This window comes from Escherichia sp. E14S1 (genome assembly GCF_004211995.1).
GTDB lineage: Bacteria > Pseudomonadota > Gammaproteobacteria > Enterobacterales > Enterobacteriaceae > Escherichia.
This window is the reverse complement of the sequence record NZ_RHJQ01000008.1, coordinates 69411-92287: the sequence shown is the minus strand read 5'-3', so window position 1 is coordinate 92287 and position 22877 is coordinate 69411. Positions and strand designations below refer to the sequence as shown.

18 protein-coding genes, 2 pseudogenes and 1 riboswitch are annotated in these 22877 nt (G+C 48.7%); of the genes and pseudogenes, 12 read left to right on the top strand and 8 right to left on the bottom strand.

The window, feature by feature from the left end:
• Positions 1 to 10: 10 nt before the first annotated feature.
• The 3 genes and pseudogenes from D9734_RS23795 to metG form a co-directional block, all read right to left on the bottom strand.
• A pseudogene (locus tag D9734_RS23795) lies at positions 11 to 1087 on the bottom strand (DUF4132 domain-containing protein); the annotation flags it as partial.
• Between the two features lie 2532 nt (positions 1088 to 3619).
• Positions 3620 to 3811: pseudogene (locus D9734_RS23790) on the bottom strand (WGR domain-containing protein); the annotation flags it as partial.
• 140 nt (positions 3812 to 3951) lie between these two features.
• Positions 3952 to 5985, bottom strand: coding sequence for a methionine--tRNA ligase (gene metG, locus D9734_RS09385; RefSeq protein WP_130207004.1), 2034 nt, complete (start codon positions 5983 to 5985; stop codon positions 3952 to 3954).
• A gap of 167 nt (positions 5986 to 6152) precedes the next feature.
• On the opposite strand from metG, the gene apbC reads away from it, so the two are divergent.
• From apbC to D9734_RS09355, 6 genes are all read left to right on the top strand, one after another.
• Positions 6153 to 7262: an iron-sulfur cluster carrier protein ApbC gene (apbC, locus tag D9734_RS09380; protein WP_130207002.1), complete on the top strand. Its 1110-nt coding sequence runs from the start codon at positions 6153 to 6155 to the stop codon at positions 7260 to 7262.
• A 259-nt stretch (positions 7263 to 7521) separates the two neighbouring features.
• Positions 7522 to 7803, top strand: coding sequence for a DUF2574 family protein (locus tag D9734_RS09375; protein WP_130207000.1), 282 nt, complete (start codon positions 7522 to 7524; stop codon positions 7801 to 7803).
• A 281-nt stretch (positions 7804 to 8084) separates the two neighbouring features.
• Positions 8085 to 8627: a fimbrial protein gene (locus tag D9734_RS09370; RefSeq protein WP_130206998.1), complete on the top strand. Its 543-nt coding sequence runs from the start codon at positions 8085 to 8087 to the stop codon at positions 8625 to 8627.
• A gap of 87 nt (positions 8628 to 8714) precedes the next feature.
• On the top strand, positions 8715 to 9389 hold the full coding sequence (locus D9734_RS09365) for a fimbria/pilus periplasmic chaperone (protein ID WP_130206996.1): 675 nt from the start codon (positions 8715 to 8717) through the stop codon (positions 9387 to 9389).
• 15 nt (positions 9390 to 9404) lie between these two features.
• Positions 9405 to 11885, top strand: a complete 2481-nt coding sequence (locus D9734_RS09360; RefSeq protein WP_130206994.1) for a fimbrial biogenesis outer membrane usher protein — start codon at positions 9405 to 9407, stop codon at positions 11883 to 11885.
• A gap of 15 nt (positions 11886 to 11900) precedes the next feature.
• Positions 11901 to 12935: a putative fimbrial-like adhesin protein gene (locus D9734_RS09355; RefSeq protein ID WP_130206992.1), complete on the top strand. Its 1035-nt coding sequence runs from the start codon at positions 11901 to 11903 to the stop codon at positions 12933 to 12935.
• Positions 12936 to 13016: 81 nt separating this feature from the next.
• Here D9734_RS09355 and rcnB read toward each other — a convergent pair whose 3' ends face one another.
• Both rcnB and rcnA read right to left on the bottom strand, forming a co-directional pair.
• Positions 13017 to 13355, bottom strand: a complete 339-nt coding sequence (gene rcnB / locus D9734_RS09350) for a Ni(II)/Co(II) efflux transporter accessory subunit RcnB (protein ID WP_130206990.1) — start codon at positions 13353 to 13355, stop codon at positions 13017 to 13019.
• A 217-nt stretch (positions 13356 to 13572) separates the two neighbouring features.
• Positions 13573 to 14400, bottom strand: coding sequence for a nickel/cobalt efflux protein RcnA (rcnA, locus tag D9734_RS09345; RefSeq protein ID WP_130206988.1), 828 nt, complete (start codon positions 14398 to 14400; stop codon positions 13573 to 13575).
• Between the two features lie 120 nt (positions 14401 to 14520).
• On the opposite strand from rcnA, the gene rcnR reads away from it, so the two are divergent.
• The 5 genes from rcnR (at position 14521) to D9734_RS09320 (ending at position 18283) form a co-directional block, all read left to right on the top strand.
• Positions 14521 to 14793, top strand: coding sequence for a Ni(II)/Co(II)-binding transcriptional repressor RcnR (rcnR, locus tag D9734_RS09340; protein ID WP_000019944.1), 273 nt, complete (start codon positions 14521 to 14523; stop codon positions 14791 to 14793).
• A gap of 91 nt (positions 14794 to 14884) precedes the next feature.
• Positions 14885 to 14981, top strand: a riboswitch (TPP riboswitch).
• A 34-nt stretch (positions 14982 to 15015) separates the two neighbouring features.
• Entirely contained in the window at positions 15016 to 15804 is a 789-nt protein-coding gene (gene thiM, locus D9734_RS09335) for a hydroxyethylthiazole kinase (RefSeq protein WP_130206986.1), read from the top strand.
• Positions 15801 to 16601, top strand: a complete 801-nt coding sequence (thiD, locus tag D9734_RS09330; protein WP_130206984.1) for a bifunctional hydroxymethylpyrimidine kinase/phosphomethylpyrimidine kinase — start codon at positions 15801 to 15803, stop codon at positions 16599 to 16601. Before thiM ends, thiD begins: the two co-directional genes overlap by 4 nt.
• Positions 16602 to 16666: 65 nt before the next feature.
• Positions 16667 to 17485 carry a glycoside hydrolase family 25 protein gene (locus D9734_RS09325; protein ID WP_130206982.1) on the top strand — a complete coding sequence of 273 codons (819 nt, stop codon included), beginning with the start codon at positions 16667 to 16669 and terminating at the stop codon, positions 17483 to 17485.
• A 51-nt stretch (positions 17486 to 17536) separates the two neighbouring features.
• The gene (locus D9734_RS09320) at positions 17537 to 18283 is read left to right on the top strand and encodes a GntR family transcriptional regulator (protein WP_130206980.1); all 747 of its coding nucleotides are present in this window, start codon (positions 17537 to 17539) and stop codon (positions 18281 to 18283) included.
• Here D9734_RS09320 and D9734_RS09315 read toward each other — a convergent pair.
• Genes D9734_RS09315 through D9734_RS09305 form a run of 3 tightly spaced genes read right to left on the bottom strand, consistent with a single transcriptional unit; the run spans position 18257 to position 21497 of the window.
• Positions 18257 to 19222, bottom strand: a complete 966-nt coding sequence (locus tag D9734_RS09315) for a carbohydrate kinase family protein (RefSeq protein ID WP_130206978.1) — start codon at positions 19220 to 19222, stop codon at positions 18257 to 18259. The two genes, D9734_RS09320 and D9734_RS09315, sit on opposite strands and share 27 nt — an antisense overlap.
• Complete coding sequence (locus tag D9734_RS09310) at positions 19219 to 20223, bottom strand: ADP-ribosylglycohydrolase family protein (protein ID WP_089637400.1); 1005 nt, start codon at positions 20221 to 20223, stop codon at positions 19219 to 19221. The genes D9734_RS09315 and D9734_RS09310 overlap by 4 nt, the downstream gene beginning before the upstream one ends.
• Complete coding sequence (locus tag D9734_RS09305) at positions 20220 to 21497, bottom strand: nucleoside permease (RefSeq protein WP_130206976.1); 1278 nt, start codon at positions 21495 to 21497, stop codon at positions 20220 to 20222. Before D9734_RS09305 ends, D9734_RS09310 begins: the two co-directional genes overlap by 4 nt.
• 256 nt (positions 21498 to 21753) lie before the next feature.
• Here D9734_RS09305 and fbaB point away from each other — a divergent pair, with 256 nt between their 5' ends.
• A complete protein-coding gene (gene fbaB, locus D9734_RS09300; protein ID WP_000129551.1) occupies positions 21754 to 22806 on the top strand; it encodes a class I fructose-bisphosphate aldolase in 1053 nt (350 codons plus the stop codon).
• Positions 22807 to 22877: the final 71 nt, after the last annotated feature.

Genomic DNA, 22877 nt, shown 5'->3' with positions numbered 1-22877 from the left:
CTAAATCCTTTTAATCAAACAGTGATTCGATGTCGTTAATTAGCTCGCTGGCGGTGATGTCGTCGAGCACGGAGAAAGTGGGTGAGGATTGTTTACCATAGCGATCATAAGGGGCAGTGATTTTTACGCTTTCGACAGGCAGCAGGTCGCTATACCCCGTTTCGCCATAAATTAATGAAAAAGGTTCTGTTTCAAGTTCGAGAGCGCCATAAGGGGTAGATTTGCGCATCGCATAGATGCTGCCGCTTTCTTCCAGACGTTGCCAGCCTCTGCGTTCCAGCCCGACAATGCGTCCGGCCTGGCAGAGACGTCCGTCCCAGCGTGACAATTCATGGGCATCACGCTCGTTATCCGCAAGGTGGTAACAACCACGATCAAGCTGTTGGAAAGGGGGAAGCAGTTCGTAATCAATGTATATTTGCCTGAATGCAGCGGCGGATTCAGGGGAGATTTCCAGCACATGCGGAATACCGATGTTTCCTGCTGGCAGCGTGAATAGCTCATCCTGCGCATCGCTGTAAGTGCTGTCTTCTGCCACGCGGAAACATGTCATAAGGGCGTTTTCATCGCTATATACCCCCCATAACAGCCGTCGGGTTAAGTGACGTACCAGCGGATGCTCCACCAGAAACAGGCGGAACTGCTCTGCCGTCCAGCGTCTGCGCTGGCACATAGCCTGCTCCAGACGATCAATCTGCTGGCTGGCAATGGCGCGCACATCTTTCTTCAATTGTTTAAAGAGGTTAACGGCGTCAGTTGCCAGTGTTTTATCATCGCTCTGAATTGGTTTGGGTAAATCTTTCAGGACGTTGCCGTTTGCATCGCGCACTACAGGTTTTAAGGTTTCGTCAAAACCAATGGTGAATTTGCGGGGGCCGAAATCCAGTATCAGCGAGCCGTTGATATCAAGCCCTAAATCCGGTGCCAGGCGGTCTTCCAGTTCAGCCATAGTCAGCCCACGGTTTTCAGCAACTATGTTGATTTTCTCGCGGGCATGTTCCTGTAATGCAACGAATTTAATCTTTTGCGCAATGCCATTAAGCAACATTAGCGCAATGTCGCTACCGATACTGGCTAACACATCCAGCCCGTAAACCGCCCGTTTATGCTGGGATTCCCCAGGCCAGGCACGGATAAGCGGGGTTAATTTACGCGCGGTGTCGTCATTGCCTAAAATCCCAAGCGAAGTAAATGCCCAGTTTTCTTTTGCGGGAGCGCCAGCCTCCGTCCAGGCGGTATACAGATCCCAGCCAAAGTCAGCCAGTGATTCGCGGGTGAAGGTCTCTTTGATGATCGCCAGCCCAGCGTAGGAGGTAATGTCGCGTGGAAAGCTCAACATTGTGCCGAGGTGGCGCATAGCGTCATCTGGCAGAGGCAGGTTGTTACTTTTAAGCCGAGGTCTGCGCCATAAGGTGAACTGATAAAAGCCGGGCAGTGGGGCGATTTTTGCGGGATATTCTTCCAGCGGGTCGCTATCAAATAATGTTGCCAGCGTAGCTAAAACATCAGGTTGGTTATACCCCTGGGCGATTTCCTCAATCGTTTCTCGCTGGTTTAATTTCACTAGCAGGCGGAGCGCCTGGCGAGCACAATCACGATCTTTTCCCTGTTTGCCCAGTGCCACAGGCAGTAGCCCGGCGGCGGCATGGCGTGGGTAATCAGTTAGCCAGTTTCGCGCATCTTCATAAGACATTTTTTTCTGTAGCTGTTGCGCCATCGGTAAGGCCAGGTCATTGACACCAAGGAAAAAGGTGAAGAAGCACAGGCGTCGTGGATCACGTTGCAGGCAGGTCATAAATGCAGGAATGGCGGCACTACCAAAAATTGCCAGAATATTTCCCTCACCAGAGTAGTTATCTTCTTTGACTATCTGGTTAAGAAAAGAAATGGCCTGTTGACCAGGTAGATAACAGAGGGCAATGAGATTCCAGCTTTTGTAAGCACTGTTATGGTATTGCGCAAATTCAGCATTGAGTGCTGGAAAATCGAAGCGTAGCAGGGCATCAACGGCACTTTGTAGCGCCGGAATTTTTTCGTATGTTTTTTCTCCGCTCTCCCGCCATTTGTCAAAACCAAGATGCCACAGAATTTGCTGTTCTGGCGTAAGGGGGACTAAGTGAGTCTCCCAGCTTGCTTTTTCCATCGGCGGCAGGTCAGTAAACAATGTTTGTTTTGTTGCCTGCTGTTGGGCTATTTGCTGGAAGCGGGTGACAAGGTATGTACGGGTTAGTCTTTTGGCAATCTCGGGAGTGATATCCGAAACAGAAGGAACTGGGAGCACAGGAAGATCAAACCCCGGCGTATTTTTCTTTTTCTCTTTGGTCATCCAGGGGGGCGAAACAAGCAATTGTGGCAACATATCCGCAGTGGCATATTCACATTCTTCAGCTACTGACTGAGGACGACATTCAGATAAGATGCCTGCCGCCTTAGCATTAACCCAGGGAATGACGTCGCATACTAACTCTGGCGTGGCGGTAATCAGTTTGACAAGTGCGTTACGCCACTGTGCATCTTCATGTATTGCCAGCAAAGTAGCATAAGCCGCAATAGCCGCAGCGGGATGCTTTTGACAGGCTTTGCTTAAGTATTCCAGGTGCTTTTTCTTGCCAATTACACCGAGGATCAGAATTTGAATCGCATCCGGGTGATTCGTTTTCCATAGCCATTTGACAAGATCTTCAGTCTCGCTGATGCGCTCGAAGAGATAAGTGGGATTGTCAGAATGGTCTTCTGTTAACTCAAGAAGTATCCGACTTACACCGCGCACCCCATTATTTGCCAGCAACATTGCCAGATAAGCGCGAAAATCACGATATAACGGTGGGGAATCGTATTTTTCTGCTGTAGTCAGAGCGGCGTCATCGGTTACCACCAGTCTTAACCAGGTCATCGCCGGAACGTTTTGGTCTGCATAGCGTAGAGCCATAGCATTGGCAATATCTGGGCGTTCAGGGAGCAGTAACGCCGCAAAAGGTTGCCGTGCCGGGGATAGCGTTGGAATGGCGGTGAGTACTTTATCTACACAGCGTTGCCACTCATCTTCTGAGGCGAGTGAAAGATGATGACAAAGTCGTTGGTGCCAATTCGGTAGTGATTCTGCTTCGTGAGCTGGAGGAATAATGGTCGTGACGACGCCTTTTACTGATTTATATTTTAGTTGAAGAGCGAGAAGGGCAATTTCAACGGCACTTTCCAGACCACAGCGAATGACTAAGTCATCGACCAGTTCATCTGCAGAGTAAGAGTTCCTAAAGTGCCAGAGTAATGCTGCGTCAGACTGCGCACTCCCTGTCTGTAGATTATCCCGGATTCGCAACTGTAATTCGGCAAACGCCTGCTTCCAGTTTTCCGGATAAGAACTGTAGTATTGTTTTAAATCATATGCATTGGTGTTATCTGCAATACGCTTCCATATCTCTCCTTTATTGCGCGGATAATTAATTTCTCTTGGCCTGCGGCGATGAGGAAAAGCAAATCGATTAATATCGTCAGTTACCGGAATGACTGCATCATCAGCCAGCCATGGGCGTTTATTTTGACTCACAGGGGGAGTTTTAACTTCAGGAGTGGCTTTGGTGACTGGAGGGATATATACGTTTGCCGAATCGCCTTCCACATAGCCTTTTTTCGTTTTCTCTGCGATCAGCTTCTGTTCCGCTTTTGCCGCCGCAGCAGCATCAGCAAAACTTTTTACCTGGCTTTGCCCGTTGGTGCCGACTTTGCCCCAACTGATATGCAACTCGTTGCCTTGCTGCTCCACCGCCCAAAATTTATGTGATTTTTCGTCCTGATAGATAAAGTGTCTCATTCTGCATCCCTGTAATTTTATCCAGTTGAATGCAGATGCTACCAGTATTTATGCGGGTTAGAGAGAGACAAAATCGCAAGAAAACAACTTTAGGAATTTATAAAGAAAAGGCGCTGTCGATGCAGCGCCTTGAAGGGGGATTATTTCACCTGATGGCCTGGTTTAGCACCAGCATCCGGGCTTAACAGGAAGATATCTTTCCCGCCAGGACCAGCAGCCATTACCATGCCTTCTGAGATACCAAAGCGCATTTTACGTGGTGCCAGGTTGGCCACCATAATGGTGTGACGCCCGATCAGTGCCTGCGGATCCGGGTAAGCAGAACGAATGCCGGAGAAGACATTACGTTTTTCGCCGCCGAGATCCAGCGTCAGGCGCAGCAGTTTGTCAGAACCTTCAACAAACTCTGCGTTTTCAATCAGCGCCACGCGCAGGTCAACTTTGGCGAAGTCGTCAAAGGTGATGGTTTCCTGAATCGGATCGTCTGCCAGCGGGCCAGTAACTGGTGCAGCAGTGGCTTTTACTTCCTCTTTGGATGCTTCCACCAGTGCTTCAACCTGTTTCATGTCGATGCGGTTATACAGCGCCTTGAACGGATTCACTTTATGGCCCAGCAGCGGTTGCTGGATACCATCCCAGGTCAGTTCCGTATTCAGGAATGCTTCTGCACGTTCAGTCAGTTTCGGCAGAACCGGCTTCAGATATGTCATCAGCACACGGAACAGGTTAATGCCCATTGAGCAAATCGCCTGCAGGTCAGCATCGCGACCTTCCTGTTTTGCGACTACCCACGGAGCCTGTTCATCGACATAGCGGTTAGCCAGGTCAGCCAGCGCCATGATTTCGCGCACTGCTTTACCAAATTCGCGGCTTTCCCACGCTTCACCAATCACTTCAGCGGCATCAGTGAAGGTTTTATACAGCTGCGGGTCAGCCAGTTCGCTTGCCAGCACACCGTCAAAACGCTTGTTGATAAAGCCAGCGTTACGGGATGCCAGGTTAACCACTTTGTTCACGATATCGGCATTCACACGCTGAACAAAATCTTCCAGATTCAGGTCGATATCATCAATGCGCGAAGAGAGTTTTGCCGTGTAGTAGTAACGCAGGCTGTCAGCGTCAAAATGATTCAGCCAGGTGCTGGCTTTAATAAAGGTGCCGCGAGACTTGGACATCTTCGCGCCGTTCACCGTCACATAGCCGTGAACAAACAGGTTGGTCGGCTTACGGAAGTTGCTGCCTTCCAGCATGGCTGGCCAGAACAGGCTGTGGAAGTAAACGATATCTTTACCGATGAAGTGGTACAGCTCGGCGGTGGAGTCTTTCTTCCAGTATTCATCGAAGCTTACGGTATCGCCGCGTTTGTCGCACAGATTCTTGAAGGAACCCATGTAGCCAATCGGCGCGTCCAGCCAGACGTAGAAGTATTTGCCCGGTGCGTTCGGAATTTCAAAACCGAAGTAAGGCGCATCGCGAGAGATATCCCATTGTTGCAGGCCGGATTCAAACCACTCCTGCATTTTGTTTGCCACCTGCTCCTGCAATGCGCCGCTGCGGGTCCATGCCTGCAACATTTCGCTGAAAGAGGGCAGATCAAAGAAGAAGTGTTCAGAATCACGCATTACCGGCGTAGCGCCAGAAACCACCGATTTCGGTTCGATCAATTCAGTCGGGCTATATGTTGCGCCGCAGACTTCGCAGTTATCGCCGTATTGATCCGGTGATTTACATTTCGGGCAGGTGCCTTTTACAAAACGGTCCGGCAGGAACATGCCTTTTTCCGGATCGTACAGCTGAGAGATGGTGCGGTTTTTAATAAAACCGTTTTCTTTCAGGCGAGAGTAGATAAGTTCTGACAGCTGGCGGTTCTCTTCGCTGTGCGTCGAGTGATAGTTGTCATAGCTGATGTTAAAGCCTGCGAAATCAGTCTGATGCTCCTGACTCATTTCGCCAATCATCTGCTCCGGTGTGATACCAAGCTGCTGGGCTTTCAGCATGATTGGCGTACCGTGGGCATCGTCGGCGCAGATGAAGTTGACCTCGTGGCCGCGCATTCGCTGGTAACGGACCCAGACATCAGCCTGGATGTGCTCCAGCATATGGCCGAGGTGGATTGAGCCGTTGGCGTACGGCAGTGCGCACGTTACCAGAATTTTCTTCGCGACTTGAGTCATAGTAGGCATTACTTCTTTGTAGTGAAAAGGGCTTAGATAGTACCAAATGGGGCATGGTTACGTAAGTCCTGTGCAAGCATCTTATGATGCATTATTAGGTAAGTACTTAGCTGTTAACTTCAGGTAAACTAATAGCGATAAGTTATCTTTATAAATAAGGAGTCGGGATGAACGAACAATCCCAGGCCAAATCACCAGAAGCCCTGCGCGCAATGGTCGCCGGGACACTGGCCAATTTTCAGCACCCAACCCTCAAGCATAACCTCACTACGCTAAAAGCGTTGCACCATGTTGCCTGGATGGACGACACGTTGCATGTGGAACTGGTTATGCCGTTTGTCTGGCATAGTGCGTTTGAAGAGTTAAAAGAGCAATGTAGCGCCGAATTGCTGCGTATCACCGGGGCGAAAGCTATCGACTGGAAATTGTCGCATAACATCGCCACTCTGAAACGCGTGAAGAATCAGCCGGGTATTAATGGCGTGAAGAACATTATTGCAGTCAGTTCCGGTAAGGGCGGCGTGGGTAAATCCTCCACGGCGGTAAACCTGGCGCTGGCACTGGCGGCAGAAGGGGCGAAAGTGGGTATTCTGGATGCCGATATCTACGGCCCATCAATCCCAACCATGCTGGGGGCGGAAAATCAGCGTCCAACCTCGCCGGATGGTACTCACATGGCACCGATTATGTCTCATGGCCTGGCAACCAATTCAATTGGTTATCTGGTCACTGACGATAACGCGATGGTGTGGCGCGGCCCAATGGCGAGCAAGGCCTTAATGCAAATGTTGCAGGAAACCTTGTGGCCGGATCTCGACTATCTGGTACTCGACATGCCGCCAGGAACCGGTGACATTCAGCTGACGCTGGCGCAGAACATTCCGGTGACGGGTGCAGTAGTGGTAACAACGCCGCAGGATATCGCGTTGATTGATGCCAAAAAAGGCATCGTGATGTTTGAAAAGGTCGAAGTTCCGGTGCTCGGTATTGTCGAGAACATGAGTGTACATATTTGCAGTAACTGTGGTCACCACGAGCCGATTTTCGGCACTGGCGGCGCAGAGAAACTGGCAGAGAAATACCACACGCAACTGCTGGGGCAGATGCCTTTACACATCTCCTTACGTGAAGATCTCGATAAAGGCACGCCAACGGTTATCAGCCGTCCGGAGAGCGAATTTACCGCTATCTACCGCCAGCTGGCAGACCGTGTTGCAGCCCAGCTCTACTGGCAGGGCGAAGTCATCCCTGGCGAGATTGCCTTTCGCGCCGTATAACGCGTATTAACCTTTCTGGTTATTCTTCATTCACCGCATCAATGTTAAATTGATGCGGTGAATTTTTTTGCAGCCTTAATAACCCCTTTTTTAATGCTGCGAATATTCAGTGGATCTTAGTCCGAAACTGTACAAAGGCGATTGATTGTGCAAGCACTGTCTCTTTATCATCCCTCGTGGCTGTGTAGCGGATGTACAGCTATAGTTTGTTATGCACTCAATCTACCCGGCATAACCTTTACTACAGGGATAACGTTCAATGAATAAGTATTGGTTGTCAGGAGTTTTTTTTCTTGCTTATGGACTAGCATCACCCGCGTTCTCTTCTGATACTGCAACATTAACCATCAATGGCAGGATTAGTTCCCCTACATGCAGTATGGATGTTGTTAATAATCATCTTCAGCAACGTTGTGGGCGGTTGTTACAACGAGTTGAAGCCAACTATCGTGCATCTTCTACTGCAAAAGGCGTTACGACAGAAGTGGTTGCAGTGGGTAATAATGACAAACGCAAAATCGTGTTAAATCGTTACGATTAATTTGGCAACACCGCGTTAAGCATATTTAGAAAGCCAAAATCATTTCCGTGAATGATTTTGGCTTTTTTATTTATTTAATAAATGTTATTTGCGGTAATTAATCAGTTTCAAAAATGTTTATTATAGCGAATTGTTTGTTGTAATTATATTGCATTGGTTAATTTGTTTTAAATCAACAAAACAATATGTTTACATTGCGGCAACCTTTTGGGTGTGAGAAATTTGTTTCCAAGAGATACAGACTCTTAACAAAACAAAATAAACTTATTAAGGAATGCATCATGAAAAATTCAATTATTGCTGCCGCTGTCTTATCCTCTGTATTTATGAGTGCTGGTATTTTCGCTGCTGAAGTAGATACCGGAACTTTAACCATTAAAGGTAATATTGCTGAATCTCCATGTACATTTGTCGCTGGTGGTGATTCAGTCAGTATTAATATGCCGACTGTACCAACCACTGTATTTGATGGTAAAGCGAAATATTCAACTTATGATAACGCGGTTGGTGTAACCAGCAGTATGCTGAAAATTTCTTGTCCGAAGACTATTGATGGCGTAAAACTTTCACTGATCACCAACGAGAAAATTCTTGGTAATGATAAGGCGATATCCAGTAGTAATGACACCGTTGGATACTATCTCTATTTGGGTGATAGTAGTGACGTACTGGATATTTCCGCACCGTTTAATATTGAAAGTTATAAAACTGCTGATGGACAATATGCCATACCGTTTAAGGCAAAATATCTGAAGTTGACTGACAGTAGTGTTGCATCTGGTACTGTTAACTCTTCATTGGTTATGCGTGTTGCCCAGGATTAAACATTTAAAATAATCATCTTATTTTTTCAGCAAATTAAAATGGCCGCCATGTTCATGGCGGTCAGCATAAATATAAGAGGCATTAAGATGAAAGGATTATTATCTTTACTCATCTCTTCTATGTTATTTCCTGCGCATGCCGGAATGGTTATTTTCGGGACACGTATCATTTACCCGGCAGAGCAGAAAGAAGTCATGGTACAACTGATGAATCAGGGAAACCGCTCTTCGCTGGTGCAGACGTGGATTGATGATGGTGACACGTCTCTGCCGCCAGAAAAGATCCAGGTTCCTTTCATGTTAACGCCACCAGTAGTGAAAGTAGCGGCCAATTCTGGGCAACAAATAAAAATTAAAATCATGCCTAATAAATTACCTGTTAATAAGGAGAGTATTTTCTATCTAAACGTTCTGGATATTCCACCGAATAGCCCAGAAGATGAAGGAAAGAATGCGTTAAAATTTGCCATGCAAAACAGAATCAAGTTGTTTTACCGACCTGCAGGTGTTGCCCCAGTAAATAAAACGACTTTTAAAAAACTGCGAGTGAGTCGTAGCGGTAATAACGTAGTCATAAAAAATGACTCGCCAAATTGGGTAACGATTTCTGACGTTAAAGCTAATAACGTCAAAGTGAATTATGAAACTATCATGATTGCACCACTAGAAAGTCAGAATGTCAGTGTAAAAAATAATAATACGGATAGTTGGCAACTGACCATTATCGATGATCACGGCAACTATATTAGTGACAAAATTTAATTGCAGGAGCTTCCTATGTTGAGAATGACCCCGCTTGCATCAGCAATAGTCGCGTTATTGCTCGGCATTGAAGCACATGCAACAGAAGAAACCTTTGACACCCATTTTATGATGGGAGGAATGAAAGGTGAGCAAGTAACAAATTTGCGTCTTGATGATAATCAGCCTTTACCCGGCCAGTATGACATTGATATTTATGTCAATAAGCAATGGCGTGGAAAATATGAGATTATCGTAAAAGATAATCCAGATGAAACTTGCCTGACGCGTGAAATTGTAAAGCGGTTAGGTATAAATAGCGATAATTTCGCACGCGACAAACAATGTTTAACATTTGAGCAACTTGTACAGGGTGGAAGCTACGCCTGGGATATTGGAATTTTTCGTTTGGATCTTGCTGTCCCGCAAGCCTGGGTCGAAGAACTGGAAAATGGTTACGTTCCGCCAGAAAACTGGGAACGGGGAATTAATGCGTTTTATACGTCTTATTACGTAAGTCAGTATTACAGTGACTATAAAGCCTCGGGTAATAGTAAGAGTACCTATGTGCGTTTTAACAGTGGGCTAAATTTGCTGGGATGGCAGTTGCATTCTGATGCCAGTTTTAGCAAAACGGATAATAATCCAGGGGAGTGGAAGAGCAACACACTGTATCTGGAACGTGGATTTTCTCAAATTCTCGGTACGTTGCGTATTGGTGATATGTACACGTCAGCCGATATATTTGATTCCGTTCGCTTCAGCGGGGTTCGGTTATTTCGTGATATGCAGATGTTGCCAAACTCGAGGCAAAATTTTACCCCTCGGGTACAGGGGATTGCCCAGAGTAACGCGTTGGTAACTATTGAACAGAACGGTTTTGTCGTTTATCAGAAAGAGGTTCCACCTGGCCCGTTTTCGATTAGTGATTTGCAGTTAGCGGGCGGAGGTGCGGATCTTGATGTGAGTGTTAAGGAAGCCGATGGTTCTGTGACTACGTATCTGGTGCCTTATGCGGCAGTACCTAATATGCTGCAACCTGGCGTATCAAAATATGATTTTGCGGCGGGCCGTAGTCATATTGAAGGTGCGAGCAAGCAAAGTGATTTTGTCCAGGCAGGTTATCAGTATGGTTTTAATAATTTATTGACGCTGTATGGCGGCACGATGGTTGCTAATAATTACTATGCGTTTACCCTCGGAACAGGTTGGAACACGCGCATTGGCGCAATTTCAGTCGATGCAACTAAATCGCACAGTAAACAAGACAATGGTGATGTGTTTGACGGGCAAAGTTATCAAATTGCCTACAACAAATTTGTGAGCCAAACGTCGACGCGTTTTGGTCTGGCGGCCTGGCGTTATTCGTCGCGTGATTACCGCACGTTTAACGATTATGTGTGGGCAAATAATAAAGATAATTATCGTCGTGATAAAAACGATGTCTATGACATTGCCGATTATTACCAGAATGATTTTGGTCGCAAAAATAGTTTTTCCGCCAATATGAGTCAGTCATTGCCAGAAGGCTGGGGATCTGTGTCATTAAGTACTTTATGGCGTGATTACTGGGGGCGCAGTGGCAGTAGTAAAGATTATCAACTGAGTTATTCCAATAACTGGCGGCGGATAAGCTATACCCTCGCGGCAAGTCAGGCGTATGACGAGAACCACGCCGAAGAGAAACGTTTTAATATTTTTATATCGATTCCCTTTGACTGGGGTGATGACGTTACGACGTCGCGGCGGCAAATATATATGTCTAACTCAACGACCTTTGATGATCAGGGTTTTTCCTCAAATAATACCGGATTATCGGGAACCGTTGGTAATCGCGATCAGTTTAACTATGGGATCAACTTGAGCCATCAACACCAGGGAAATGAAACGACAGCTGGAGCGAATTTAACCTGGAACGCGCCGGTGGCAACAGTGAATGGCAGCTATAGTCAGTCGAGTACTTATCGACAGGCTGGAGCCAGTGTTTCAGGGGGCATTGTCGCCTGGTCGGGTGGCGTTAATCTGGCGAACTGTCTTTCCGAAACGTTTGCTGTGATGAAGGCGCCAGGAATTAAAGATGCTTATGTCAATGGGCAAAAATATCGCACAACAAACCGTAATGGAGTGGTGGTATACGACGGAATGACACCTTATCGGGAAAATCACCTGATGCTGGATGTGTCGCAAAGCGATAGCGAAGCAGAATTGCGCGGTAACCGGAAAATTGCCGCACCTTATCGCGGCGCGGTTGTATTGGTTAATTTTGATACCGATCAGCGCAAGCCCTGGTTTATAAAAGCGTCAAGAGCGGATGGGCAACCATTAACGTTTGGTTATGAAGTCAATGATATCCACGGTCACAATATTGGTGTTGTCGGCCAGGGAAGTCAGATATTTATTCGCACTAATGACGTACCGCCATCGGTTAATGTGGCAATTGATAAGCAACAAGGGCTTTCATGCACAATCACCTTCGGTAAAGAGATTGATGAAAGTAGAAATTATATTTGCCAGTAATAGTCAGGTGGTTCTATGAAAATTCGTATAATGCTATTTATATTAATGATGATGGTTATCCCCGTGAGCTATGCGGCATGTTATGGTGAACTATCCGTGCAGCACAATTTGGTTGTTCAGGGGGATTTTGCACTTACTCAAACACAAACGGCGACATATGAGCATAATTTTAATGATTCGTCATGCGTGAGTACAAATACTATCACTCCCATGAGTCCGTCGGATATTATTGTTGCGCTTTATAACGATACCATTAAATTAAATTTACATTTTGAATGGACCAACAAAAACAACATCACGTTGTCAAATAACCAGACCAGTTTCACCAGTGGTTATTCGGTAACGGTGACACCTGCGACCAGTAATGCAAAAGTGAATGTTTCTGCGGGGGGCGGCGGTTCAGTGATGATTAATGGAGTCGCGACATTATCCAGTGCTTCCTCAACAACGCGTGGGAGTGCCGCAGTACAATTTTTACTGTGTTTATTAGGTGGGAAGTCATGGGATGCATGTGTAAATAGCTACAGAAATGCCTTGGCCCAAAATGCAGGTGTCTATTCCTTTAATCTGACATTGTCATACAACCCGTTAAACACAACCTGCAAACCTGATGATTTATTAATTGCTTTAGAGAGTATACCTGTTTCACAACTACCAGCAGCTGGCAATAAAACATCAATTAACAGTAACAAAGGGAATATTGTTCTGCGTTGTAAAAATTTATTAGGCCAACAGAATCAAACATCACGGAAAATGCAGGTGTATTTATCAAGTTCTGACTTGTTAACCAGCAGCAACACGATACTGAAAGGTGCGAAAGATAATGGCGTAGGATTTGTTCTTGAAAGTAATGGTTCGCCAGTCACATTTTTAAATATCACTGACAGCAGTAAAGGATACACAAATTTAAAAGAAATTGCGGCGAAGTCAAAAATTACAGATACAACGGTCTCAATTCCGGTAACTGCCAGCTACTATGTTTATGATAAAAATAAAGTTAAATCTGGCGCACTGCAGGCAACCGCATTAATCAACGTGAAATACGACTAATAACAAGAAAGACGAGCAAGTGGCTAATAATAAAAAATAATAAGGTGTCTGCATTTCCCCCTCTCTCCGAGGGGGCTTTTTTTAGCGATGATAAAAAATCTCACCGTCGTAGGCTTTAATGATTTTTCCGTCGGTATCATTGATCAGCACATATGCACCGCCCATATAGGTCCAGTGGGTTCCGGCGTCAGGTGCGGGCAGGTTACGCAACTGCCACTGCTTAATGTTGTACTCATCGGTACGGTACATTTCTGGTACGGTGTCACCTGGTTTGAAATGCTTGAAGTCAGCAATGAAACTGCTTAACTCATATTTCGAAATTCCCGAGGCATTGGTCGAACCCGCGGTGGCTGGTGCGGCCCATGCTGCGCTGGTTACCAGCAAAAACGCACCCAGCAACATCTTATTTTTTATGGTCATATACTCTCCACTTTGGGGATCAGTAAAATCAGTCGCATATCTTTCCTGCCATACAATATAACCGACAAGAGATATTTTGTTAGTGATCCCATGATTTCGTAAAAAGTGTAAATGAAAGGATGCAGCAAAAGCATCCTCATTGAGCGAGAAGTGAGCGGAATAAGCTGATTTAAGAATCATCCTGGGCTAAAGGGATAACGAAGCCCAGGTGTTTGTTTTATCTCATAATACCCATAAAGCCATGCACTCCCATATACAACCCGACTAAACCAATTAACAGACTGGAAAAATAGGGGGCGCGTTTAGCGAGAGTGTTAAATCCGCTCCAGCGTTTTGCAACCTGCTGAACACTGATTGCTGCGCCAACGCCTACGGTGACCAGCGTTAATGCCAGGCCGATGCTGAAACTGACGACTAGAGTTGCCCCCAATGTGAGGGCTTTCAACTGAATGCAAATCAACAACACTGTTATTGCCGCAGGGCAGGGGATAAGCCCGCCGGTTAAGCCAAACAGCAAAATTTGCCAGTTGGTGACCTCTCTACCATCAAAGCGTCGTTTAATGTCACTGGCATGGGCCAGCGCATGAGCATCCTGATACTCGTCACTCTGACCATGTTCGTGATGATGATGTTCGTGGTCGTGGTGATGTTCGTGGTCGCGATGATGCTCATGATCATGCCCGTGCATATCCTCAAGCCAGTTGCGTTCGCCGCGCCAGGTACGCCAGAACATCCAGAAAGCGGTGCCAATAATGATCACCGCGGAAATCAACTGAAGCCACGGCTCCGCTGACTGTGCAGTAAAGCGTTTGCTGATCACCATCCCACCAAAAGCAATCAACCAGACTACTGCCGTATGCGAAATGGTTGCCGCCAGTCCAAGCATCACCGCCTGTTTAATGGTGCCTTTAATGGCGATGATAAACGCCGCCATCATCGTTTTTGAGTGCCCTGGTTCCAGGCCATGAAGCGCACCAAGTAAGATGGCGCTAGGGATGAAGAACCAGGCGTTTCCTTGCTGAAGAAGAGTGGTAAATTCGGTCATGATAATAATTCTTAGTATTAATTCGGCAATCTGATTCTACTCCCCCCCAGTACCTGATACTACCCCCCAGTAGATTAATAGTGCTATGATTTTTCATGTTCTTGTTAACCAGGTGTTGCCATGTCTCATACAATCCGTGATAAACAGAAACTGAAAGCGCGTGCCAGTAAGATTCAGGGCCAGGTCGTGGCGCTCAAGAAAATGCTCGACGAACCGCATGAATGCGCTGCAGTTTTACAACAGATTGCTGCTATCCGTGGCGCGGTAAACGGTCTGATGCGGGAAGTGATTAAAGGTCATCTGACGGAACACATCGTTCACCAGGGGGATGAGCTAAAACGTGAAGAAGATCTGGATGTCGTTCTGAAGGTGCTAGATTCTTATATCAAATAATTTATTAACGCGATTGTAAAACTGCGGTTTTTCCTCGTTTACAACACGTGCGCTGGACATTACCATCCTCCTCTGCGATTTATCATCGCAACCAAACGACTCGGGGTGCCCTTCTGCGTGAAGGCTGAGAAATACCCGTATCACCTGATCTGGATAATGCCAGCGTAGGGAAGTCACAGACCATCAGGTCATTGCTTCTTCACGTTATGGCAGGAGCAAACTATGCAAGTCGACCTGCTGAGTTCCGCGCAATCTGCGCACGCGTTACACCTCTTTTACCAACATTCCCCCCTTGTACACTGCATGACCAATGATGTGGTGCAAACCTTTACTGCCAATACCTTGCTGGCACTCGGTGCATCGCCAGCGATGGTTATCGAAGCCGAAGAGGCCAGTCAGTTTGCGGCCATCGCCAGTGCCTTGTTGATTAACGTTGGCACACTGACGCAGCCACGCGCGCAGGCGATGCGTGCCGCCGTTGAGCAGGCAACACGATCACAAACGCCCTGGACGCTTGATCCGGTTGCGGTTGGTGCGCTCGATTATCGCCGCCATTTTTGTCATGAACTTTTATCTTTTAAACCGGCAGCGATACGCGGTAATGCTTCGGAAATCATGGCATTAGCTGGCATTGCTAATGGCGGACGGGGAGTGGATACCACTGACGCCGCAGCTAACGCGTTGCCCGCCGCACAAACTCTGGCACGGGAAACTGGCGCAGTCGTCGTGGTCACTGGCGAAGTAGATTATGTTACCGATGGTCGTCGCACCGTTGGCATTCACGGCGGCGATCCGTTAATGACCAAAGTGGTAGGAACTGGCTGTGCATTATCGGCAGTCGTCGCCGCCAGTTGTGCATTACCGGGTGATACGCTGGAAAATGTCGCATCTACCTGTCACTGGATGAAACAAGCGGGAGAACGCGCAGTCGCCAGAAGCGAGGGGCCGGGTAGTTTTGTTCCACATTTCCTTGACGCGCTCTGGCAGCTGACGCAGGAGGTGCAGGCATGAAACGAATTAACGCTCTGACGATTGCCGGTACTGATCCGAGTGGTGGTGCGGGGATTCAGGCCGATCTTAAAACCTTCTCGGCACTTGGCGCTTATGGTTGCTCAGTTATTACTGCACTGGTGGCGCAAAATACCCGTGGCGTACAGTCGGTGTATCGCATTGAGCCTGATTTTGTCGCCGCCCAGCTCGATTCGGTGTTCAGCGATGTGCGAATCGACACCACTAAAATTGGTATGTTGGCGGAAACCGATATTGTTGAAGCGGTGGCAGAACGGCTGCAACGTTATCAGATCCAAAACGTGGTACTCGACACCGTTATGCTGGCAAAAAGTGGCGATCCGCTGCTTTCACCTTCGGCGGTTGCCACGCTGCGCGGTCGATTATTGCCACTGGTTTCATTAATAACGCCAAACTTGCCCGAAGCTGCCGCCTTGCTCGATGCGCCACACGCGCGTAACGAACAGGAAATGCTGGAACAGGGACGTGAATTATTGGCGATGGGCTGCGGTGCAGTGCTGATGAAAGGCGGTCATCTGGATGACGAGCAAAGCCCGGACTGGCTGTTTACCCGCGAAGGTGAACAACGGTTTACCGCACCGCGTATTATGACCAAAAACACCCACGGCACCGGTTGTACGCTCTCTGCGGCGCTGGCTGCACTAAGCCCGCGCCATACAAACTGGGCTGACACCGTACTGGAGGCAAAAAGCTGGCTTTCTGCGGCGTTAGCGCAGGCAGACACGCTGGAAGTTGGCCACGGGATTGGTCCGGTTCACCACTTTCACGCCTGGTGGTGAGCACCGTAGTATAGCTGCTTTGGCATTTTTCAGCTTTTTCGCGCTGAAATTCAGGGATGAAACCAATGCAGCTAAGAATCGCCAGTCGAAAAAAATTCACCGCTTTGATATGCGCTCTGGGGCTAATTTCCATCGTTGCGATTCATCCCCGTCAGACGGTGAATTTTTTCTATTCGACAGCAATTCAGATTAAAGACTACATCCACTTTTATGGTTATCGCCCGGTCAAATCTTTTGCTATTCGCATTCCTGCCAATTACACCATTCATGGTATTGATGTTTCACGCTGGCAGGAGCGGATCGACTGGCAGCGTGTCGCAAAAATGCGCGACAACGGTATCCGCTTACAGTTTGCTTTTATTAAGGCTACGGAAGGTGAAAAGCTGGTTGACCCGTATTTTTCGCGCAACTGGCAAAGAAGCCGTGAAAATGGCCTGCTGCGTGGGGCGTATCACTATTTTTCTCCGTCGGTATCCGCTTCAGTTCAGGCAAGATTATTTCTGCAAACGGTGGATTTTGCCCACGGCGATTTCCCTGCCGTGCTGGACGTAGAAGAGCGAGGAAAATTATCGGCAAAAGAATTACGCAAGCGGGTAAGTCAGTGGCTAAAAATGGTCGAAAAAAGCACGGGAAAAAAGCCGATTATTTACTCCGGAGCCGTGTTTTATCACACGAACCTGGCGGGGTATTTCAATGAGTATCCGTGGTGGGTAGCGCACTACTACCAACGTCGCCCGGACAATGACGGCATGGCCTGGCGCTTCTGGCAGCATTCCGACCGTGGACAGGTAGATGGCATTAATGGTCCGGTGGATTTTAATGTGTTTAATGGCAAGGCGGAGGAGTTGCAGGCTTTCGTTGATGGCATTAAAGAAACGCCTTAAATAACCAGCAGTGATATACTCCTACCAGACTCCCCGGCAGGAAAAAGACAAATGGAACAAGCGCATACCCAGCTTATCGCTCAACTGAATGAGCGTATTTTAGCGGCGGACAACACGCCGCTTTATATTAAGTTTGCCGAAACGGTAAAAAATGCCGTGCGCAGCGGGGTGCTGGAACATGGCAATATTTTACCCGGCGAGCGTGATTTAAGTCAGTTAACCGGCGTTTCACGTATTACGGTGCGCAAGGCGATGCAGGCGCTGGAAGAAGAGGGCGTGGTGACGCGTTCGCGTGGCTACGGCACGCAGATCAACAACATCTTTGAATACTCGTTGAAAGAAGCGCGAGGATTTTCTCAACAGGTGGTGCTGCGCGGGAAAAAGCCCGATACGCTATGGGTTAACAAGCGTGTCGTGAAATGTCCTGAAGAAGTCGCACAGCAACTGGCGGTCGAAGCGGGCAGTGATGTCTTTTTATTGAAGCGTATTCGTTATGTCGATGAAGACGCGGTATCCATTGAGGAATCGTGGGTTCCGGCGCATTTAATTCATGATGTTGATGCCATCGGGATTTCTCTTTATGACTACTTCCGCAGTCAGCATATTTTTCCACAGCGTACGCGTTCCCGCGTTAGCGCCCGGATGCCGGATGCCGAGTTTCAGTCACATATTCAGTTAGATAGCAAAATACCGGTGCTGGTGATCAAGCAAGTGGCGCTTGACCAACAGCAACGGCCTATTGAGTACAGCATCAGCCACTGTCGCAGCGATCTATACGTTTTTGTGTGCGAGGAGTAGTTCCTCGCGCGTCGGCGCGCAATCACCGCCCCGATGCCCGACAACCCACGACGCCACTGCATTGCCCAGTAATACGGCATCCGCCAGTGGCAGACCAGAGGCCAGCCCGGCAAGTACGCCACCTGCATGGCTATCACCTGCGCCAATGGTGTCTACAACTTGCGTTGGATATGCCGGAACGCAGACAGAAGCGTTGTTGCTGAAATACCAAGCACCTTCTTTATCGAGACGGACGATCAACGGCGCGACAAATTTCTCCTGCCATTGCTTGCCAAGCGTTGTTATCTCTGCGGATAAAGCAAAACGTTCGGCGGCAATCTCAGCCTCTTGACGATTGAGTGACACTAAAGGTCGACAGGCCATGATCCGCGCAAGTAATGCATCCGGGATATCGCCAATACGTGGGCCAAAATCGATAAACGGCGTCACGTTTTTCAGCCCTTCCAGCCATTCCACTAACAATTCGCCGCAGGGCGAGGCCAGTTGATAACCGGAAAAATAGAGCAGGCTGCCAGGCGCAACGGTTAATCGCGCCAGCCATTGGCGATTCCACTGATTTTCCACACCACTGAACGACATAAACGTGCGTTCGCCATCCGGCTCAACCAGCGCCAGACACCATCCGTTATCGCCTTCGGCGTTATCGATCAGGCTGATTAACCCCTCTTTCGCCATCCGGTTGCGAATAATCTCCGCCCACACCCCCTGACCGAGCGGCAGGGCATTACCCGCTTCGATGCCGAGGCGCTTTAACGCCACGGCAATATTCAGTGCGCAGCCGCCAACGTTAACGCTCTGCTGTTTCAGTTCGATATCGCACCCACGCCAGGGCAGGGCGTAAGCGTCGGCGATCACATCAATGACCGCCGCGCCAATCACCATAACCGGCTGACGCGTGGTTAATTCAGGCAGCAGCGTGTGTAATCGAGCGCCGCTCATACCGCCTCCCGTTGTTGACGATATTTCGCCAGCGCTGTGGCATAGCGGTTGAAATCAAGCTGATTTACCGCATCCAGTTCCGCCTTTAATGCAGGATCGATAGCGTTAACGCCATGCAACGCGCCGCAAATTGCCGTCGCCATAGCACCGATGGTGTCTGTGTCGCCGCCAAGGTTAGCGCACAGGACGGCGCAACGGTTCGGGTCGGTTTGTGCCAGTTCAACCAGCGCAATGGCGCATGGCACGGACTCAATGGTGCTGGTGCCTGCGCCAACGACCTGGTAAAGCTGTTCGCTGGCGGATTCGGTGCCGTCGGCATTGCGCACAATTTTCAGCGCAATCTCCAGACGTGCCGCCAGTGAGGCGCTGAAGGTAGTGATGCGTTTTTGTTGAGCATGTCGCGCAATCGAGGGTAGAGAATCAACAATCGCTGACCAGCTTTCGCCGTCAATGGCACGAGAAATCGCCCATGCAATAACCACCGCCCCCGCAATCGCCAGATCGGATTTATGGGTCGGGCTGGACGCTAGCGCCACATCATCAATAAAGGAATCAACATCACGCGCCGGAAGTAAACACCCCAATGGTGAGACGCGCATCGCCGCACCGTTAGTCACGCCGTTGTTTTCCAGTTCAGCAACGGGTTTACCGTCGCGAATGGCGTTAAGCGCAATCTTCGAGGTTGGGCCAAGCACGTTTTTGTTAAAGGCGTCGAAACGCAGCGCCCAGTCGAGAATATTACGCCCAATCAGATCCGGATCGATCTTGCCTTCACGTTCCAGCAACGCATCCGCCAGACACAGCGCCATCGAGGTATCGTCGGTGAATTCGGCGCGGTTAAAATAACAGGCCGCGTTATTCTCCTTTGGTCCAGGCAGAAAACGGTCAATCCAGCCAAAGTGTGCTTTAACGCGGCTGCGTGGCCAAAGCTCAGAGGGCATCCCCATCGCATCCCCTAACGCCTGCCCGTAAAGAGCACCGAGAATACGTTCTGTTTTCATTTAACTTCCCCTTGTGTCAACGCAATATCGCGATCATCGACCTTGATAGCCGTAATTTCGCTGTCGGATTCGCGGAAAAAAATCATGAACAGCACGGCGATAATGGCAATCATCACCGCGCCAAAAGTCCACATCCCGGCCCAGTTGAAGGTCAGCCCGTTTACCGGTTCCTGATAAGCAAACATCTTCTCCATCATCACGCCGCCAAGACGATAACCGAGCAAACTGCCGAAGCCCTGGCAGCAGAGTGTAATCAGCCCCTGCGCGGCGGTACGCATATGCACGGGCGCTTTTTTATCGACATAGATGTAGGCGGTAACGTAGTAAAAATCGTAGCTTACGCCGTGCAGCAAAATGCCGAGGAACAGTAACGCGTAGGTAAAATATTCATCCGCGCTGCCATAAATAAAGAAGCCATAGCGGATCGCGGCGGTGACCAGACCAAGCAATAATACCTTTTTGATACCAAAGCGTTTGGTGAAAAACGGCAATGCCAGCATAAAGAAGATTTCAGAGAACTGGCCGAGCGTCATCCAGCCAGTGGCGTTTTTCATGCCGACTTCAGTCAGATAACCGTTGGCAAAGATGTAATAGAACGCCAGTGGCATCGCAAACAGGAATGAGCAGAAGAAAAAGACGAGGAAATTTTTATCGCGCAGCAGAATCAGCGCATCCAGGCCGAGCATGACTTTAATGTCCATTTTGCCGGTGCTTTTTGGCGGCGTGTCTGGCAGGAATAAGGCAAACGCACCGAGCAATGCGGAGCTTCCTGCGGTAATTAACAGCGGAATATTGGTCGGTGAGATATCGTCATATCCCAGCATCTGAGGCAAGAATCCGCAGACCAGGCCAGAGGCAATCCAGCCGATAGTCCCCAGTACGCGAATGCGCGGAAAATCACGCTCCACATCCGGCACGTTGGCAAACGCGATGCTGTTAGTCAGCGCAATGGTCGGCATATAAGTTAGCGAGTAGGCCAGCAGTAACGGGAAGAACCCGGCAAAGGTGGTCTGTTGCGCGGCGAAATACATCAGCACCGCACCGGCGAACATCAATACCGCCAGCACTTTCTGCGCCGAGAAAAAGCGGTCAGTGATGGAGCCAACCAGAATAGGCGACAGGATCGCCGCAATGGCGGTACATGCATAGGACCAGCCAATTTCTCCGGCACTGAAACCGCTTTTACTTAGCCACAGCCACAATGGCACAAACCACGCGCCCCAGATAAACCATTCAACAAACATCATGAACGACAGCTTTGCTGTTGTTTTCATCTTTTAATTCCTTCATGACAGGTAATGTAAGGTACGCGCTGACAATACCACTTAACAATACCTTTTAAATACCTTTGCGGTGAAAGCTTGACCGCTGTAACATTTTTTCTGATGAATCGTGCCAACAGAAAACGCTGAAAAAACATCCAAAAGATGGCAAAACCAGCCCGTAACGACCAGGATTATGATTGCCCGCAAAAGGTGGGCCAGGACAATCCATAGCCGATATCCAATCGGAATTTACGGGAGCATAGTAATGACAGATATTGCGCAGTTGCTTGGCAAAGACGCCGACAACCTTTTACAGCACCGTTGTATGACTATTCCTTCTGACCAGCTTTATCTCCCCGGACATGATTACGTAGACCGCGTGATGATTGACAATAATCGTCCGCCAGCGGTGTTACGTAATATGCAGACGCTCTACAACACCGGGCGTCTGGCCGGCACAGGATACCTTTCTATTCTGCCGGTTGACCAGGGCGTCGAGCACTCTGCCGGAGCTTCATTTGCCGCTAACCCGCTCTACTTTGATCCGAAGAACATTGTGGAGTTGGCGATCGAAGCGGGCTGTAACTGTGTGGCGTCAACTTACGGCGTGCTGGCGTCGGTATCGCGGCGTTATGCGCACCGCATTCCATTCCTCGTCAAACTTAATCACAACGAGACACTAAGTTACCCGAACACCTACGATCAAACGCTGTATGCCAGCGTGGAGCAGGCGTTCAACATGGGCGCGGTGGCGGTTGGTGCGACTATCTATTTTGGCTCGGAAGAGTCACGTCGCCAGATTGAAGAAATTTCTGCGGCCTTTGAACGTGCGCACGAGCTGGGCATGGTGACAGTGCTGTGGGCCTATTTGCGTAACTCCGCCTTTAAGAAAGATGGCGTTGATTACCATGTTTCCGCCGACCTGACTGGTCAGGCGAACCATCTGGCGGCGACCATCGGTGCAGATATCGTCAAACAAAAAATGGCGGAAAATAACGGCGGCTATAAAGCGATTAATTACGGTTATACCGACGATCGCGTGTACAGCAAGCTGACCAGTGAAAACCCTATTGATCTGGTGCGTTATCAGTTAGCTAACTGCTATATGGGGCGTGCAGGGCTGATTAACTCCGGCGGTGCTGCAGGCGGTGAAACCGACCTTAGTGATGCGGTGCGTACTGCGGTTATCAACAAACGCGCAGGCGGAATGGGGCTGATTCTTGGACGTAAAGCGTTCAAGAAATCGATGGCCGATGGCGTGAAACTGATTAACGCCGTGCAGGACGTTTATCTCGATAGCAAAATTACTATCGCCTGATACGCCTCATACGAACAGCACAGCCCCGTAGGACGGATAAGGCGTTCTCGCCGCATCCGGCAACCTATGCC